Genomic DNA, 15,000 nt, shown 5'->3' with positions numbered 1-15,000 from the left:
GCAGCACCGACGAGGGAGACACGATGCAACCGTTCGCGCTCAACTACGCACGTCCGGCGGTGGAGTTGGAGGCCACGACTCCGTACGCCTACGACGGCGCGCTGCAGTTGAACGTGCTCATGGACGGCCGGGTCGCCGCGAGCGACCTCGCACTGCTGAGGGAACTGGGGACCACGACCTCCACCGCCGGGTCCAAGACTCACTTCGACGACTGAACGCGGAACCGTCCACGATGACCGTCCTGATCCTGACCTGTGAAGAGGATGTGACCGCCGACATGGTGGTGGTGCACCTCAACGCGTCCGGGGTCCCGGTGGTGCGGCTGGACCCGGCGGACCTCCCCGGCGGTGTCGCGCTGTCGGGTGAGTACGTCCACGGGGCCTTCCGCGGCCACCTCCAGTCCGCGGGGCGGCTGGTGAGCATCTCCGGCCTGCGCTCCATATGGGTGCGCAGGCCGGGCGACCCGGCCGCGCGTGCTCCGCAGTCCTCCGCCTGGCTGACCGAGGAGGCCGCACAGGCGCTGTACGGCATGCTCCGTGGCAGCGGGGCCCGTTGGATGAACCACCCGGACGCGGCCCGGCAGGCCCGCCACAAGCCGTGGCAGCTGCGGCTGGCCCAGGACTGCGGGCTGCCCGTGCCGGCCACGCTGATCACGACGTTCCCGCAGGCCGCGCGGGAGTTCGCGGAGCGCTACCCGGACCTGGTGGTCAAGCCGGTCTCCGGGGCGCACCCGCAGGATCCGCCCCGGGCGGTGCCGACCAGCAGGGTGGCGCCGGACACGGACTTCTCCGCCGTCGCCTTCGGGCCCACCCTGCTGCAGCGGCGCGTCGCCAAACGGGCGGACGTCCGGCTGACCGTGGTGGGCGAGCGCATGCTGGCGGCGCGCAAGGCGACGGCCGCGGACGCCGACCCCGACGCGGTGGACGTGCGCTTCGCGCCGGGAGACGTGCCGTGGCGGCCGACCGAGGTGCCGCCGCGCGTCGCCGACGCCGTCCGCTCCTACCTGGCGCGGGCGCAACTGGCGTACGGCGCCTTCGACTTCGCCGAGGACGCGGACGGGACGTGGTGGTTTCTCGAGTGCAACCAGTCGGGGCAGTTCGGCTTCGTCGAGGTGGAGACGGGCCAGCCGATCGCCCGTGCCGTCGCGGAGTGGCTCGCCCGGCCCGGCCCGGAGTCCGGCACCCGGGTCGACGACGCCGACGCCTCGGTGTGTTGAGGGGCGGTCAGTGGGGCAGCGAGCCGGGCAGCAGCGCCGTCCGCTGCCATCCCGCGCCCGGCGCCGCGGGCCGCTCGGGCGTCATCCCCGCGCCGAAGGACGACAACGGACGCATCGCGTACTCCAGTTCGCGGCTGACGCGCTCGGCCTCCCTGCGGGTTTGAAGGGGGATGTCGCCGCGCTCGGCGACGAGCCGGTCGTAGATGGGGGAATCCTGAAACACCCTCGACGCGCCTTTCGTATGCCGGCCCATAGGTATGGGCACAGTTGTCGAGTGTAAGCGCCCCGGCACACCGCGGTGCGAATTCCCCGGAGTGCCGGGCCCCGGACGCCGCCACGACCGGGGCGGGCCGTCGGTCAGGCCCCCGTGGTCGAACCCGGGCGGACGATCATCAGCACGGTCACGGCGGCCCACAGCAGGTTGAACACCCCGGTGAACATGGCGAGTCGCACGGTGAGCGGCCGCTCCACGGGCCGCCCCGCGTCCAGTTCCGCGAGGAGTTCGTCCTGGCGGGGCAGCACGAAGGCGATCAGCAGGCCGGCCGCCACGGCGGTGAGGGTGATGGACGCGATCAGCCATCCGCTGCCCAGGACGCCCATCGCCGCCGCCGTGGCGACACCGAGGGCGGGCACGGCGATGCCGATGCCGGAGTAGACCCGGCAGATTCGGTGCAGCAGCCGGACCGTGTGCACCGCCTCCCCGTCGGCCCGACGGGCCGCGGGCGGGAACATGCTCGCGGCGACGGCCACCGGCCCCACGGCCACGATGGCGGCCAGGACATGGAGGGTGAGCAGCAGCTTGGTCATCGGGGGCCTTTCGGAGAGGTGCGGTGGCCGGGTCCGCGCTCACGCTAAGGATCTTCGAGCCCCCGCCACAGAGGCTGAAACGACAGGTTCCAACGGATTCCCGCCAACGCCTTCGTCAGCCCATCTGGGCAAGGGCCCAGGTCATGAGCGAGGCGTGAACCCGCCTATGGTGGCCTTCATGCACTCCGTTGCGATCCTCGCGCTCGACCAGGTGGTGCCGTTCGATCTGGCGGCGCCCATGCAGGTGTTCGACTGGGCGCGGCTGCCGGACGGCCGCCGTCCCTACCGGGTGCGGGTGTGCGCCGAGTCCCCGGAAGTGCTGGGGGACGGTCTGGTGCTGCGGGTGGACCGGGGACTGGACGCCCTGGCGGACGCCGACACGATCGTCGTGCCGGGCCGGGCGCCTGGAGCCGGACCGACGCCGGAGCCCGTACTGGCGGCGCTGCGCCGGGCGGCCGCCGCGGGCACACGCATCGCGTCGGTGTGCGCGGGCGCGTTCGTGCTGGCGGAGACGGGGCTGCTGGACGGTCTGCGCGCCACCACGCACTGGATGGCGGCCGCCGACCTCGCGCGCCGCCACCCCGAGGTCCGGGTCGAGCCGGACGTGCTCTACGTCGACAACGGCCAGATCCTCACCTCGGCCGGCGCCGCGGCGGCCCTGGACATGTGCCTGCACATGATCCGCCGGGACCTCGGCTCGGCGGTGGCCGCGGACGCGGCCCGCATGTGCGTGATGCCCCTCGAACGGGAGGGCGGACAGGCCCAGTTCATCGTCCACGAGCAGCCCCCGGTGCCACGCGGCTCGACCCTCGAACCGGTCCTGGAGTGGATCGAGGACAACCTGGCGGGCGACATCACCCTGGGTGCGATGGCGGCGCGCTCCGGAATGGGCGAGCGCACCTTCAGCCGGCGCTTCCGCGAGCAGACGGGGACGACACCGCTGCAGTGGCTGCTGCGGGCCCGGGTGCGGCGGGCCCAGTACCTGCTGGAGAACAGCGACCGTCCGATCGAGCGGATCGCGCAGCAGGCGGGGTTCGGCTCACCGACGGCGTTCCGCGAGCGGTTCCGCCGGGTGGTCGGCACCACCCCGCAGGCGTACCGCGCCGCGTTCCACAGACGCGCGGCCCTAGCGGGCGGGCACGCCTGAGGCGGCCGCGCTCCGTCAGGCGGCGTGCGACACGCAGTCCTCGCCGCAGCCGCTCCCACCCCTCATCCGCCGCGCCGCGCTGAGCAGGGCATCGGCCCGCTCGATCGCTTCCCGCACGTCGGTGGTTCCCGTCATGGCGCACAGCCTGCGGCTGACGTCCGCCAACTCCCGTGTCGTACGCGGTGTGCTGCGTTCGGCCTGCGCGATGCGCAGCGACGCGTAGCGGGTGAGCAGCGTTCTGACGGCCTTCGGGTCCGCAACGAGCACGAAAACACCCTTCTCTCGGTTTTCGCCTCGTGTTCCCGAACGGAGCGGACTCAATCCCATCCGCAGTCACTCGTATCACAATTGACGCAATATCGCCCCCGATCCGGTTCCCCGGCCGCTGCGGATCGTTGTACGGAGAGCAACCTTCCCGGCACGAACGGTGACCATCATGAACGGATCCGGCCGCCTCCTCTGCGCCCTGTACCTCGCCACCAGCGGCGGGCTCACCTGCACAACAGCCCTCGAGTACCGCGGCGGCGGTCCGCTGTGGGCCGTGTTCCTTTGCGCCGCCGCGGCGGTGGTCCCGCTGATCGCCGTCGTACGGGAGACACTCATCGGGGAACTGCGCACGGCCGATGCCGGGCGGCACCGGCCCGCGCGTTCGGCCGCCGACGATATCGTCCGGGAGAACCTGGACGCGGCGTGCTGCGAACGCTGGTGGACGAGCCTGGGCACCGCCCACGACGCGGTCTGCCCGCACCGGGTGCCGCGCAGCAGCGCCGCCTGAGCCGGGCGGCGCCGCCGCGGGTCAGGCGACCTGTCCGCCGTGCAGGTGCGTGTACGCCCCGCCGCGGCTCAGGAGTTCCTCGTGCGTCCCGGTCTCCAGGATACGGCCGTCGCCCATCACGACGATCCGGTCCGCGCCCCGCACGGTGGACAGCCGGTGCGCCACCACGAACGTGGTCCGGCCGCGCAGCAGCCGGGGTGTCCGAGGGTTCGGACGGGGTGTTCGTCGCGGTAGCTGTGGTCGAGGGGTCTTTCCGACGACGACGCCATCGGTGGGAGTCCTCCGTGGTGACCGGGTGTCAGACGGCGTCGAGCCGGGCGAGTTCCTCGGAGCCGAGTTCGAGGTCGGTGGCGGCGAGGGAGTCGAGGATCGTCTCCGGGCGGCTGGCGCCCGGAATGGGTACGACGACCGGGGACTTGGCGAGCATCCAGGCCAGGCACACGCGCTGCGGGCTCACCCCGTGCGCCTCGGCGACACGGGCGAACGGCGCGTAGGCGGAGCCCAGTTCACCCGCTCGGGAGATGCCGCCGAGCGGGCTCCAGGGCAGGAAGGCGATGCCGAGCTCGTCGCACAGCTCCAGTTCGGGCTCGCTGGAGCGGAACGCCGGGGAGAACTGGTTCTGCACGGAGACCAGCCGGCCGCCGAGGATCTCCTGGGCCTGCCTGATCTGCTGCGGATCGGCGTTGGAGATGCCCGCCATGCGGATCTTGCCCTCGTCCAGCAGGTCGCGGATCGCACCGACGGACTCGGCGTACGGCACCCTCGGGTCGGGGCGGTGGAACTGGTAGAGCCCGATGGCCTCCACGCCCAGCCGGCGCAGGGACCCCTCACAGGCCTCCTTGAGGTACCGCGGGCTGCCGTCGAGGGTCCAACTGCCGTCGCCGGGCCGCAGATGCCCCCCCTTGGTGGCGACCAGGACGTCCTTGCCCCGGTCGTGGGAGGCGAGGGCCTTGGCGATCAGCGTTTCGTTGTGGCCGACCTCGTGGGCGTCCCGGTGGTAGGCGTCCGCGGTGTCGATCAGGGTCACGCCGGCGTCCAGGGCGGCGTGGATGGTGGCCAGGGAGCGTGCCTCGTCCGGCCTGCCCTCGATCGACATGGGCATCCCGCCCAGCCCGATCGCGCTGACCTCGACGTCCCCGATGCGGCGGGTGTGCATGTGGTCGTGACCTCTTTCACCTGGGTGAGGGCGGTACCGAAACACCTCCAGCCTGGACCGCCCCGGGTCGGAGGTCCAATAGAGGAAAGAGAACGGATTCAGCAGCCGGGGCGCTGAATGGCGGCATGCGTCGACACGCTTGCGCGCCCCGCAGGTCGGTGTGCGACGCTCGCTGCCGGACGGCCGCCACGAGGGCGGCACGGCGGAGAGGCGGCGGCATGCGCATCGGACTGCTCGGTACCGGCCCCTGGGCGGCCATGGCACACGCGCCCGCCCTGAGCGAGCATGCCGCGGTGGACTTCGCCGGGGTGTGGGGGCGCCGTCCGTCGGCCGCGAAGGAACTCGCCGACCGGTTCGGCACCCGTGCCTACGACGACGTCGACGCGCTGTTCGCCGACGTGGACGCCGTGGCCGTGGCACTGCCGCCGGCCGTGCAGGCGGAACTCGCTGTGCGCGCGGCGCGGGCGGGCCGCCATCTGCTGCTGGACAAGCCGCTGGCGACGACGGTGGAGCAGGGGCGGGCCGTCGTCGACGCCGTACGCGAGGCCCAGGTCGCCTCGGTCGTCTTCTTCACCAGCCGCTTCGTCACGGAGACCGAGGCGTGGATATCCGCGCAGGAGGAGACGGGCGGCTGGTTCACCGCGCGGGCTCAGTGGCTGGGATCGCTGTACGGCAGCGGCAGCGACAGCCCGTTCGCCGCCTCGCCGTGGCGGCGGGAGAAGGGCGCGCTGTGGGACGTGGGTCCCCATGCGCTGTCCGTACTGCTGCCCGTCCTCGGGGACGCGCGCCGGGTGGCGGCCGCGGCACCGGGCCCCGGTGACACCGTCCACCTGGTCCTCGACCACGCCGGCGGCGCGTCCAGCACCGTCACCCTCAGCCTGTCGGCGCCGCCCGCGGCCGCGGGGGCCACCGTCGAACTGCGCGGCGAGTCGGGCGTGGCCGTGCTGCCCACCGGTGACGAAGGCGCCGTCACCGCTCTGGTCCACGCCACCGACGCCCTGCTGACGGCCGTCGGCACCGGCCGGCCGCACGCCTGCGACGCGGCGTTCGGGCTGCGGGTCACCGAGATCCTGGCCGAGGCCGAGGCCCTGCTGGACGGCCGCACCGGCTGACGAGGCATCGGCCCGTCCCCTGCCCGGCGCCTCCGGCATGCGCTCACCGCCCCGCCGTAGGAGCGTGGTGGTGTGAAGAGGGTGACCGCAGTGACGGCGCGCCGGGACCGTGGCCGGCGGGGCTGGCTGCGGGGCGCGCCGCCGCCGTGGTGGGTGAAGGCCCTGCCGGTCGTCCTGATCGCGGGCGTGTGCACGGCGACGCTGATCAGCCCCGACCCGCTCGACATCGGGTTCCTGCTGGGCGCGATCCCGCCCCTGGCGGTTCTGTCGTACGGTCCCTGGGCGACCGCGGTCCTCGGCGCCGCCGTGGTCGCCGTGCTCAACGTGCCGGCCTTCCAGCTCGACAAGCCCGGCAACACCGACCTGCTGACCATCCTCTTCGTCGCCGGGCTGAGCGTGTTCGTGTCGTACGTGCGCAGTCGCCGCGACGCCCAGCTGGACCTGGAGCGCACGGTCGCCGAGGCGGCGCAGCGCGCGGTCGTGCCGCCGCTGCCGGAGCGCGTCGGCGCGGTGCGCTGCGCCGGGCTGTACCGGGCCGCGCAGCGCGGGACCCTGGTGGGCGGCGACTTCTTCGACGTGCGCGAGGGGCCCTACGGTGTGCGGGCCGTGCTCGGCGACGTGCAGGGGCACGGGCTGTCGGCGGTCTCCACGGTGGCCTCGCTGCTGGGGGCCTTCCGGGAGGCGGTCCTGGACCAGCCGGACCTGGAGTCGGTCGCCGCCCGGCTCGACCGCAGGCTGGTGGCGGACTCCGCGTCGTCGCGGTACGCCGAACTGTTCGCGACCGCCGTGCTGCTGGAGTTCTCCCGGGACGCGCGCTCGGTGCGGCTGGTCTCCTGCGGGCATCCGGCGCCCCTGCTGCTGCGCGGGCGGGAGGCCACCGAGGTCGAGCTCTCCGCGTGGACGCCGCTCGGGCTCGGCCTGCCCGACGGCGGCCGGCCCGCCGGGCTCACCTTGCGGCTGGAAACCGGGAACAGTCTGTTCCTGGCGTCGGACGGGGTGAGCGAGGCGCGGGACGGCGAGGGCACCTTCTACCCGCTGCCCGACCGCCTCGCGGCCCTGGCCGATAGCGACCCGGCGGTGCTGGCCCAGCGGGTGTGGACGGATCTCGTCCGCTACTGCCCCGACGTCGCGGACGACGTCACGATGCTCGTCCTCACGCCCGGGTCCTCGGACGGCCGCTGACGTCCTCCTGGGCCGCGGCCCGCTCCTGGTCGCCCTCGGCGTCGATGTGCGGCAGGATCCGGTCGAGCCAGTGCGGCGTCCACCAGGCACGCTGCCCCAGCAGGGTCATCACGGCCGGCACCATCAGCAGGCGCACCACCGTCGCGTCGATCAGCACGCTCACGGCGAGGCCCAGTCCGAGCATCTTGACCACGATGTTGTCGCTGACGATGAAGGCCGCGAAGACGCTCACCATGATCAGGGCGGCGCAGGTGATCACCCGGGCGGTGATCTCGAGCGCGTGGGCGACCGAGGCCTTGGCGTCCCCGGTGCGCAGCCAGGCCTCGTGGACGCGGGAGAGCAGGAAGATCTCGTAGTCCATGCTCAGTCCGAAGATGATGGCGAACATCATCATCGGCACGTAGCTCTCGATGGGCACCTTGCCGTTGACGCCCAGCGCGGGGCCGCCCCAGCCCCACTGGAAGACGGCCACCACGACGCCGTACGAGGCCCCGATGGACAGGACGTTCAGGACGGCGGCCTTCACCGCGACGAGCAGGCCGCGGAAGACGGCGAGGATGATCAGGAAGGCAAGGCCGACCACGACGCCGATGATCAGCGGCAGCCGGCTGGCGACGATGTCGCGGAAGTCGACCTGGGCCGCCGTGGTGCCGGTGACGTACCCCTTGGCGGACGTGCCGGAGACGGCGTCGGGGAGGGTGTCGTGCACCAGCCGGTTCGCCAGGTCCGTGGTGCCGGCGCTCTGCGGGGACTCCTTGGAGTAGACCGTGCCGACCAGGACGTCCCCGTCCTTGGTGGGCGTCAGCTGGGTGACCGTGGAGGCTCCGGAGACGCCGTCGAGGGTCTTCTGCGCCTGGGAGGACAGGTCCGAGCGCTTGGAGGAGGAGACGGTGCTCTGGTCGATGACGACGGTGAGCGGGCCGTTGGACCCGGGCCCGAAGGCGTCGGTCATCAGGTCGTAGGCGCGCCGGTCGGTGAAGGACGTGGGGTCGGCGCCGTCGCCGATGTGCCCGAGCTGGATGGACAGCAGCGGGATGGCGAGGACGACGACGGTCGCCACGCCCGCCGCCAGGAACTGCCAGGGCCGGTGCTCCACGCGCTGCGCGTAGCGGTGCCAGGCGCCCTGCGGTGCGGCTCCGGGCTCGGCGTCGGTCTCGGCGACGGGCCGGCGCACGTGGTAGCGGTCGATGTGTCTGCCGATCAGCCCGAGCAGGGCGGGGACCAGTGTCAGTGCGGCGGTGACGGCCGAGACGACCGTCACGGCGGCGGCCAGGCCGAGTTTGCCGATGAAACTCACGCCGGACGCGTACAGACCGGCCAGCGCGATGATCACGGTGCAGCCGGAGACGAGGACGGCCCGTCCGCTGGTGGCCGTGGCGTGGCCGGCGGAGTGGACCGGGTCGACTCCGTTCATGATGTTCTGGCGGTGCCGGGTGATCAGGAACAGGGCGTAGTCGATGCCCACGCCGAGGCCGATCATCGTGGCGAGGGTCGGCGAGACGGTGGCGAACTCGAAGGCCGCGGCGAGCAGGCCGAGGCAGGCGAGCCCGCCCACCGCGCCGACCAGGGCGGTCAGCAGGGGCAGACCGGCGGCGATCACGCTGCCGAAGCCGACGAGGAGCACCACGATCGCGACGCCGAAGCCGATCAGCTCGCTCACCCGGTCGTCGGGTGCGGGCCGGGCCAGCTCGCCGAGCGGTCCGCCGTACTCGACCTGCGCTCCGGCCGAGCGCAGTGGCTGGACCGCCTTGTCGACGCCGTTCAGATAGCCGTCGCCGAGGGTGGAGGGCTGGGTGTCGAAGCGGACGGTGATGTAGGCGGTCTTTCCGTCCGAGGAGAGGGGGCCGACTTTCGACGCGGGCGTGGACAGCGGGTTCTGGGCGGACAGGACGTGCGGCAGTTTCTGCAGGTCACCGACGGTGCTCGACATTTGCGAGCTCAGTGACCCCAGGGACTTGTCGGCGTCGTGGAGCACGATCTGGCTGCTGTATCCGCCCGCCGCGGGATCGTGCTTCTTCAGGACGTCGAGGCCCTGCTGGGACTGGACCCCCGGCAGGGAGAAGTTGTCGGAGTAGTCGCCGCCGATGGTGCGGTTGAGGACCTGCAGGGCGACGAGGGCGACCAGCCACGCCACGATGACGATCAGGAAGTGCCGGGCGCACCACTCCCCCAGCCGTCGCAGTACGCCTGCGTGGGAGGTCCCTGTCTTCCCCGTTGTGATGTGCGTCGGTGACATGGACTTGGTCTCTCCCGTCGGCCAGACGTTCGTCTCCTCATTAGACGTCCGTCCTGTCACTCCGGCATCTCGGGTCTCCTCCGGATGCACGCGGGGCCCGGGCGTTGAATGGTGATATCGGAACCGGGTACAGCACCGGGACCGAAGAAGAGATCCGGACACGAGGAGCAGAGATCATGCCGATGTCACAGCCCGACGCGTCCGCGTCGTCCGAGGACCGCGTCACCCCGGACGCCCTGCTCCACACCCGCACAGGCACCGAGGTGTCACCGGAGGACCTCGTCCTCGCGGCCGGCAAGGACATCACCCCGCGCAGCCTGGAATGGGCCAGGCGCAAGCTGGAGACCGAGGGCGACGCGGCCATGGAGAAGCTGCTGCCCTAGGGGGCCTCGGCAAGGCACAGGACCGGGACCCGCTGCACCAGGTTGTTGGCGAAACCGCCGCGGTTCCAGGGCTGTTGGAGCGGCTGGGTGTGGCCTGCGGCGTCGGTGGCCCGGGCGCTGAGCTCGTACTCGCCCTCGGCCGCCGTCCACGCGAAGTGCCAGCGGCGCCAGGCCCACGGCCGGCCCTCGTCCGGTTCCAGCTCGGCTTCCTGCCAGGTGGTACCCGCGTCCGTGCTGACGTCGACGCGGGTCACCGGCGCCCGACCCGACCAGGCACGCCCTTCGAGCTGCACGGGGCCGGGCCGCACCACCCTGGCCCGGGACATGAAGTCGGGGAACCCGGGCGGGACGAGCAGCGCCCGCGGCACGATCCGGGTGACCGGCTCGCCCTCCTCGCCGGACTCCTGGCGCAGCCGGTAGGCGACGGACTGCTGGAAACCGGTGAACGGCGCGTCGGTGACGGTGACTTCGCGGAGCCACTTCACATGCGCCATGCCGTACCAGCCGGGCACGATCAGCCGGAGCGGGTGGCCGTGCTGCGGCGGCAGGGGGGCACCGTTCATCGCGTGGGCGACCAGCACCTCCGGTTCGGTGCCCGTGGCCACGTCGATCGGCAGGGACCGCTGGTAGTCCTGCTCGACGCCGCGCTCCACGCCGTGGTCGGCGCCGGTGAAGACGACGTCCACGGCGTCCGCGTCCACCCCCGCCTCGGCGAGCAGCAGCCGCAGCGGTACGCCGGTCCACTCGGCGGTGCCGACCGCCTCGACCAGCCAGGGCTGGCTGACCGGGCGGGGTGTCAGCAGTGCGCGGCCGTTGCCCGCGCACTCCAGGGTCACCCGGGTGGTGACCTGCGGAAACTCTTTCAGGTCAGCGAGGTCCAGGTGCAGCGGCCGGTGCACGCGGCCCGTGACCGTCAGCCGCCAGGCCGTGTCGTCGGGGACGTAGGGCATGTCGTAGTGCGTGAGCACGTAGTGCAGGCCGGGCGGGGTGACGTCGTAGCGGAGCGCTTCCAGCGGCAGACCGTGGTTGCGGGTGGCCAGCGCCAGTTCGTCATGGCCGATGCCCTCGTCGGGGGCGGCCAGCCGGGCGGGGCTGCTTGTGTCGGCGAGTCGATGGCCCATGGGCGCATTCTCGCGCTCGTCGGGCGGATCGGCACCTCCTCGGATGCCGGCGGACAACTGCCGGACGGTCGGAAGGGGTTCGGATCGATCAGTGGGCATCCGTTGACCGTTCGCCCTTTCTAAGAGGGCCTTGGGGCTGACAGACTTCCGAGGGTGCCCGACTTCGACATACTCGTCATCGGATCCGGCCCGGGCGGCCAGAAGGCCGCCATCGCCGCGGCCAAGCTCGGCCGCCGGGTCGCCGTCGTCGACCGCCCCGACATGGTCGGTGGGGTCTCCATCCACACCGGCACCATCCCCTCGAAGACCCTGCGCGAGGCCGTGCTGTACCTGACCGGCCTCACCCAGCGGGATCTGTACGGGCAGAGCTACCGGCTCAAGGACGACATCACCGTCGCCGACCTGACCGCCCGCACCCAGCACGTGGTGGGCCGCGAGGTCGATGTCATCCGCAGCCAGCTCTCCCGCAACCAGGTCGCCCTCTTCGCCGGCACGGGACGGTTCGTCGACCCGCACACCGTCGCGCTGCGCGAGGTGACCGGCAACGAACGGCTGCTCAGCGCCGAGAACATCATCATCGCCACCGGCACCCGGCCGGCCCGGCCCGACAGCGTCGAGTTCGACGGCCGTACGATCATGGACTCCGACAACGTCCTCGAGCTCGAACGCGTCCCGCGCTCCATGGTCATCGTGGGTGCCGGGGTCATCGGCATGGAGTACGCCTCCATGTTCGCCGCGCTCGGCAGCAAGGTGACGGTGGTGGAGAAGCGGGCCGGGATGCTCGACATGTGCGACATCGAGATCATCGAGGCGCTCAAGTACCACCTGCGGGACCTCGCCGTGACCTTCCGGTTCGGTGAGACCGTGGCCGCGGTGGAGCGTCATGCGCGCGGTACGCTCACCGTCCTGGAGAGCGGCAAGAAGATCCCCGCCGACGCCGTGATGTACTCGGCCGGCCGGCAGGGCCTGACCGACGGACTCGACCTGGACAAGGCCGGGTTGTCGGCGGACCGGCGCGGCCGGATCACGGTCGACGAGCACTACCGCACCGAGGTGCCGCACATCTACGCGGTCGGTGACGTCATCGGCTTCCCGGCGCTCGCGGCGACATCGATGGAACAGGGCCGCTCGGCGGCCTACCACGCCTGCGGGGAGCCGGTCGGACAGATGCACGGCCTGCAGCCCATCGGCATCTACACCATCCCCGAGATCAGCTTCGTGGGCCGGACCGAGGACCAGCTCACCGAGGACAGCGTGCCGTTCGAGGTGGGCATCTCCCGCTACCGCGAACTGGCCCGCGGCCAGATCATCGGCGACTCGCACGGCATGCTGAAGCTGCTGGTCTCCCCCGAGGACCGCACGCTGCTCGGTGTGCACTGCTTCGGCACCGGCGCCACCGAGCTGATCCACATCGGGCAGACCGTGATGGGCTGCGGCGGCACCGTCGACTACCTGGTCGACGCGGTGTTCAACTATCCGACGCTGGCGGAGTCCTACAAAGTCGCCGCCCTCGACGCCACCAACCGGCTGCGGCAGATCGACCACATCGGCGACTGAGCGCCGGATCAGCCGCCGGGCAGCTCCGCGTCGTCCTCGACGACGTCCTCCTCGACGACATGGACGGCTGCCTCCTCGGCGCCGGCGGCTCCGCCGTCGATGCCCACGTCGGAGGCGATCGTCTCCTTGGTGATATCGGGGTGGGCGCCCTCGTCGGGGGCGACCAGGCGGCCCGCGCGGTCCGTGCCGGCCTCGGGGTCGAGCGGTTCCCCCTCGCCGCCGGGGAGGTCGCCGATCTCGTCGCCGGCCGGCGGCGTGACGTCGGGGACCTCTTCGGCGAGCCGTTGGTCGAGGGTCTCGCCCTCATGCTGTTCGGCCGCGGTCGTGCCGTGCCGGTTGACGCCGAGCGGCTTCTCCGGCGGGGAGTAGCCCTCGTCGAGGGTGGTGTCGTAGTCGCGTTCGTCGAGGGCGTCCTGCAGGTCGAGCGGCGCCGCGTCCTCCTGCTCCTCGTTGGTTCCGGTGGGCTGGTAGGCGTCGTCGGCCATCGGGTCGGTGCCCATGAGTACCTCCTGGCGCACTGCGGCGGATCGCTTCGTACGGTGTCCTGATCCGCGTTTCCCGTTGTGCGCCGTCCAACCTCCCCGGCCCCGTGCGGCTCATCAGATTACCCACTGGTCAATCTTGAAAGCTCAAAGTGTGGGGCTATCATCACTCGCACACACGCTGTGACTACCCGGCGACGCACTGGCCGGGCGCGATCCACCACGCCTTTCCCCAACCCCTGTCCCGAGGTCAACCCTCGTCGGTCAGAGGCTGGTTCACCACCCCCCACCTCCCTTACGTCGTCGGGGCCGGGCCGGCCTCGCGTCGCGCAACACGGAAAGCAGCGCAACCATGAGCATGAACAGGGGCAGAGGGCTGCAGGCCAATGCCCTCGGTACCTTCGACACCGTGGTGATGGCCGTCGCGGGCAGTGCCCCGGCGTACTCCATCGCCGCCACCACGGCGGTCCTCGTCGGCACGGTCGGGCTCGCCAGCCCGGCCGCGCTGTTGTACTGCGCGATACCCATGCTGGGCATCGCCCTCGCCTTCAGCTACCTCAGCCGTATCGACGTCAACGCGGGCGCCAGCTACTCCTGGGTGGGCCGCACGCTCCACCCGTTCCTGGGCTTCATCAGCGGCTGGGCGCTGGTGATCTCGGCGACCATCTTCATGGTCGCGGGCTCGCTGCCGGCCGGTTCGATGACGCTGGCCCTGTTCGACTCCGGGCTGGCCGACAACACGGCGCTGTCCACGGTGGTCGGCGCGGTCTGGTTCGTGATCATGCTGCTCGTGGTGCTGGGCGGCGCACGGCTCACGGTCCGCGCACAGCTCGTCATGTCGGGTGTGGAGCTGGCCATTCTGGGGCTGTTCGCGGTCCTCGCCTTCTTCCACACCGGCAACGCCCGCGCCTTCGACTGGTCCTGGCTGGGCTTCTCCCACTTCGACGGGGTGGCGGGGTTCGCGTCGGGCGCGCTGGTCGCCGCCTTCTACTACTGGGGCTGGGACGTCACCAGCAACCTGAGCGAGGAGACCCGCAACAGCCGTCGTACGACGGGACTCGCGGGCCTGATCGGGGTCGGCATCGTCTTCCTGTTGTTCGAGGTGTTCACCATCGCGGTGAACGTGATCCTGTCCTCGAAGCAGATCGAGGACAACGACGCGAACGTGCTGGGCGTGCTCGGCGAGGAGGTCTGGCCGGGCTGGGGCGGCAAGTTGCTGATCGTGGCCGTGATGCTGTCGACCATCGCCACGCTGGAGACCACGCTCATCCAGGTCACGCGCTCGCTGTTCGCCATGGGCCGCGACCGCACGATGCCCTCCGCCCTGGGCAGGGTGCACCGCACCTGGAACACCCCGTGGGTGGCGATCGCCGTGGTCGGCGGGGTGGCGCTGGCGATGTTCATCGCCTCCAACGCCCTGGGCTCCGTGGGTGAGATCCTCGGCGACGCGATCTCGGCGATCGGTCTGCAGATCGCCGTGTACTACGGCCTCGCGGGCCTGGCCGTGGTGGTCGCGTACCGCAAGATGCTGCTGAAGTCGGTGGGGAACTTCCTGCTCGGCGGTCTGTGGCCGCTGTTCGGTGCCCTGTTCATGTTCTGGATCTTCGTCGAGTCGCTGGGCGAGCTCGACCCCGCGGCGATCGCGATCGGCATCGGCGGTCTGGCCGTCGGGCTCGTGCCGATGCTCTGGTACTGGAGGCAGGGCAGCGACTACTACCGGCCCGCCCGGCTGGACGCCAGCCGCACGGTGGAGGCGGAGTACGTGCCCGAGGACCTGGCGGTGGCGAACACGCATGCCTACGAGGGTCTCCCGACCGACTTCTGAG

16 protein-coding genes and 1 pseudogene are annotated in these 15,000 nt (G+C 71.7%); 9 read left to right on the top strand and 8 right to left on the bottom strand.

Features of this window, described 5'->3' with window-relative positions; all coding sequences use genetic code 11:
- The first annotated feature begins 23 nt into the window (after window positions 1-23).
- Both tgmA and tgmB read left to right on the top strand, forming a co-directional pair.
- Window positions 24-215, top strand: coding sequence for a putative ATP-grasp-modified RiPP (tgmA, locus tag FBY22_RS14335; protein WP_058921277.1), 192 nt, complete (start codon window positions 24-26; stop codon window positions 213-215).
- Between the two features lie 17 nt (window positions 216-232).
- Window positions 233-1,216, top strand: a complete 984-nt coding sequence (gene tgmB, locus FBY22_RS14330; protein WP_142145684.1) for an ATP-grasp ribosomal peptide maturase — start codon at window positions 233-235, stop codon at window positions 1,214-1,216.
- 7 nt (window positions 1,217-1,223) lie between these two features.
- On the opposite strand, the gene FBY22_RS14325 is transcribed toward tgmB, so the two are convergent.
- Window positions 1,224-1,439 (bottom strand): hypothetical protein, encoded by a 216-nt coding sequence (locus FBY22_RS14325; protein ID WP_142145682.1) that lies wholly within the window; start codon window positions 1,437-1,439, stop codon window positions 1,224-1,226.
- A 134-nt stretch (window positions 1,440-1,573) separates the two neighbouring features.
- Window positions 1,574-2,023, bottom strand: coding sequence for a DUF2269 family protein (locus tag FBY22_RS14320; RefSeq protein ID WP_142145681.1), 450 nt, complete (start codon window positions 2,021-2,023; stop codon window positions 1,574-1,576).
- Between the two features lie 178 nt (window positions 2,024-2,201).
- On the opposite strand from FBY22_RS14320, the gene FBY22_RS14315 reads away from it, so the two are divergent.
- A complete protein-coding gene (locus FBY22_RS14315; protein WP_142145679.1) occupies window positions 2,202-3,170 on the top strand; it encodes a GlxA family transcriptional regulator in 969 nt (322 codons plus the stop codon).
- Window positions 3,171-3,185: 15 nt separating this feature from the next.
- Here FBY22_RS14315 and FBY22_RS14310 read toward each other — a convergent pair whose 3' ends face one another.
- Entirely contained in the window at window positions 3,186-3,437 is a 252-nt protein-coding gene (locus FBY22_RS14310; protein ID WP_142145677.1) for a DUF5133 domain-containing protein, read from the bottom strand.
- Window positions 3,438-3,606: 169 nt separating this feature from the next.
- Between FBY22_RS14310 and FBY22_RS14305 the strand changes: the two genes are divergently transcribed.
- Complete coding sequence (locus FBY22_RS14305; RefSeq protein ID WP_142145675.1) at window positions 3,607-3,945, top strand: hypothetical protein; 339 nt, start codon at window positions 3,607-3,609, stop codon at window positions 3,943-3,945.
- A gap of 21 nt (window positions 3,946-3,966) precedes the next feature.
- Here the strand turns inward: FBY22_RS14305 and FBY22_RS14300 are convergent.
- Window positions 3,967-4,140: pseudogene (locus FBY22_RS14300) on the bottom strand (ABC transporter ATP-binding protein); the annotation flags it as partial.
- 103 nt (window positions 4,141-4,243) lie between these two features.
- Window positions 4,244-5,101 carry an aldo/keto reductase gene (locus FBY22_RS14295; RefSeq protein ID WP_142145673.1) on the bottom strand — a complete coding sequence of 286 codons (858 nt, stop codon included), beginning with the start codon at window positions 5,099-5,101 and terminating at the stop codon, window positions 4,244-4,246.
- Window positions 5,102-5,319: 218 nt separating this feature from the next.
- Between FBY22_RS14295 and FBY22_RS14290 the strand changes: the two genes are divergently transcribed.
- Together FBY22_RS14290 and FBY22_RS14285 are read left to right on the top strand one after the other, a co-directional pair.
- A complete protein-coding gene (locus FBY22_RS14290) occupies window positions 5,320-6,213 on the top strand; it encodes a Gfo/Idh/MocA family protein (protein ID WP_142145671.1) in 894 nt (297 codons plus the stop codon).
- Between the two features lie 81 nt (window positions 6,214-6,294).
- The gene (locus FBY22_RS14285; RefSeq protein WP_399211092.1) at window positions 6,295-7,395 is read left to right on the top strand and encodes a PP2C family protein-serine/threonine phosphatase; all 1,101 of its coding nucleotides are present in this window, start codon (window positions 6,295-6,297) and stop codon (window positions 7,393-7,395) included.
- Here the strand turns inward: FBY22_RS14285 and FBY22_RS14280 are convergent.
- The gene (locus FBY22_RS14280) at window positions 7,367-9,631 is read right to left on the bottom strand and encodes an MMPL family transporter (protein ID WP_142145667.1); all 2,265 of its coding nucleotides are present in this window, start codon (window positions 9,629-9,631) and stop codon (window positions 7,367-7,369) included. The two genes, FBY22_RS14285 and FBY22_RS14280, sit on opposite strands and share 29 nt — an antisense overlap.
- 176 nt (window positions 9,632-9,807) lie before the next feature.
- Here FBY22_RS14280 and FBY22_RS14275 point away from each other — a divergent pair, with 176 nt between their 5' ends.
- Window positions 9,808-10,014, top strand: a complete 207-nt coding sequence (locus tag FBY22_RS14275; protein ID WP_142145665.1) for a hypothetical protein — start codon at window positions 9,808-9,810, stop codon at window positions 10,012-10,014.
- On the opposite strand, the gene FBY22_RS14270 is transcribed toward FBY22_RS14275, so the two are convergent.
- Window positions 10,011-11,135 (bottom strand): sulfite oxidase, encoded by a 1,125-nt coding sequence (locus tag FBY22_RS14270; RefSeq protein WP_142145663.1) that lies wholly within the window; start codon window positions 11,133-11,135, stop codon window positions 10,011-10,013. The genes FBY22_RS14275 and FBY22_RS14270 overlap by 4 nt on opposite strands.
- 153 nt (window positions 11,136-11,288) lie before the next feature.
- Between FBY22_RS14270 and sthA the strand changes: the two genes are divergently transcribed.
- Window positions 11,289-12,692: a Si-specific NAD(P)(+) transhydrogenase gene (gene sthA, locus FBY22_RS14265; protein WP_142145661.1), complete on the top strand. Its 1,404-nt coding sequence runs from the start codon at window positions 11,289-11,291 to the stop codon at window positions 12,690-12,692.
- Between the two features lie 8 nt (window positions 12,693-12,700).
- On the opposite strand, the gene FBY22_RS14260 is transcribed toward sthA, so the two are convergent.
- On the bottom strand, window positions 12,701-13,192 hold the full coding sequence (locus FBY22_RS14260; RefSeq protein WP_142145659.1) for a DUF5709 domain-containing protein: 492 nt from the start codon (window positions 13,190-13,192) through the stop codon (window positions 12,701-12,703).
- A 334-nt stretch (window positions 13,193-13,526) separates the two neighbouring features.
- On the opposite strand from FBY22_RS14260, the gene FBY22_RS14255 reads away from it, so the two are divergent.
- Window positions 13,527-14,999, top strand: coding sequence for an APC family permease (locus tag FBY22_RS14255; protein ID WP_142145657.1), 1,473 nt, complete (start codon window positions 13,527-13,529; stop codon window positions 14,997-14,999).
- Window position 15,000 lies beyond the last annotated feature (1 nt).

This window comes from Streptomyces sp. SLBN-31 (assembly GCF_006715395.1).
Lineage (GTDB): Bacteria > Actinomycetota > Actinomycetes > Streptomycetales > Streptomycetaceae > Streptomyces.
Note: the sequence above shows the minus strand (reverse complement) of the source record. Positions and strands in the feature narration are given on the sequence as shown.

Coding starts and splice junctions, on each gene's coding strand:
- tgmA (WP_058921277.1), top strand. CDS start 24: ATGCAACCGTTCGCGCTCAACTACGCACGTCCGGCGGTGGAGTTGGAG.
- tgmB (WP_142145684.1), top strand. CDS start 233: ATGACCGTCCTGATCCTGACCTGTGAAGAGGATGTGACCGCCGACATG.
- FBY22_RS14320 (WP_142145681.1), bottom strand. CDS start 2,023: ATGACCAAGCTGCTGCTCACCCTCCATGTCCTGGCCGCCATCGTGGCC.
- FBY22_RS14315 (WP_142145679.1), top strand. CDS start 2,202: ATGCACTCCGTTGCGATCCTCGCGCTCGACCAGGTGGTGCCGTTCGAT.
- FBY22_RS14305 (WP_142145675.1), top strand. CDS start 3,607: ATGAACGGATCCGGCCGCCTCCTCTGCGCCCTGTACCTCGCCACCAGC.
- FBY22_RS14295 (WP_142145673.1), bottom strand. CDS start 5,101: ATGCACACCCGCCGCATCGGGGACGTCGAGGTCAGCGCGATCGGGCTG.
- FBY22_RS14290 (WP_142145671.1), top strand. CDS start 5,320: ATGCGCATCGGACTGCTCGGTACCGGCCCCTGGGCGGCCATGGCACAC.
- FBY22_RS14280 (WP_142145667.1), bottom strand. CDS start 9,631: ATGTCACCGACGCACATCACAACGGGGAAGACAGGGACCTCCCACGCA.
- FBY22_RS14275 (WP_142145665.1), top strand. CDS start 9,808: ATGCCGATGTCACAGCCCGACGCGTCCGCGTCGTCCGAGGACCGCGTC.
- FBY22_RS14270 (WP_142145663.1), bottom strand. CDS start 11,135: ATGGGCCATCGACTCGCCGACACAAGCAGCCCCGCCCGGCTGGCCGCC.
- FBY22_RS14260 (WP_142145659.1), bottom strand. CDS start 13,192: ATGGGCACCGACCCGATGGCCGACGACGCCTACCAGCCCACCGGAACC.
- FBY22_RS14255 (WP_142145657.1), top strand. CDS start 13,527: ATGAGCATGAACAGGGGCAGAGGGCTGCAGGCCAATGCCCTCGGTACC.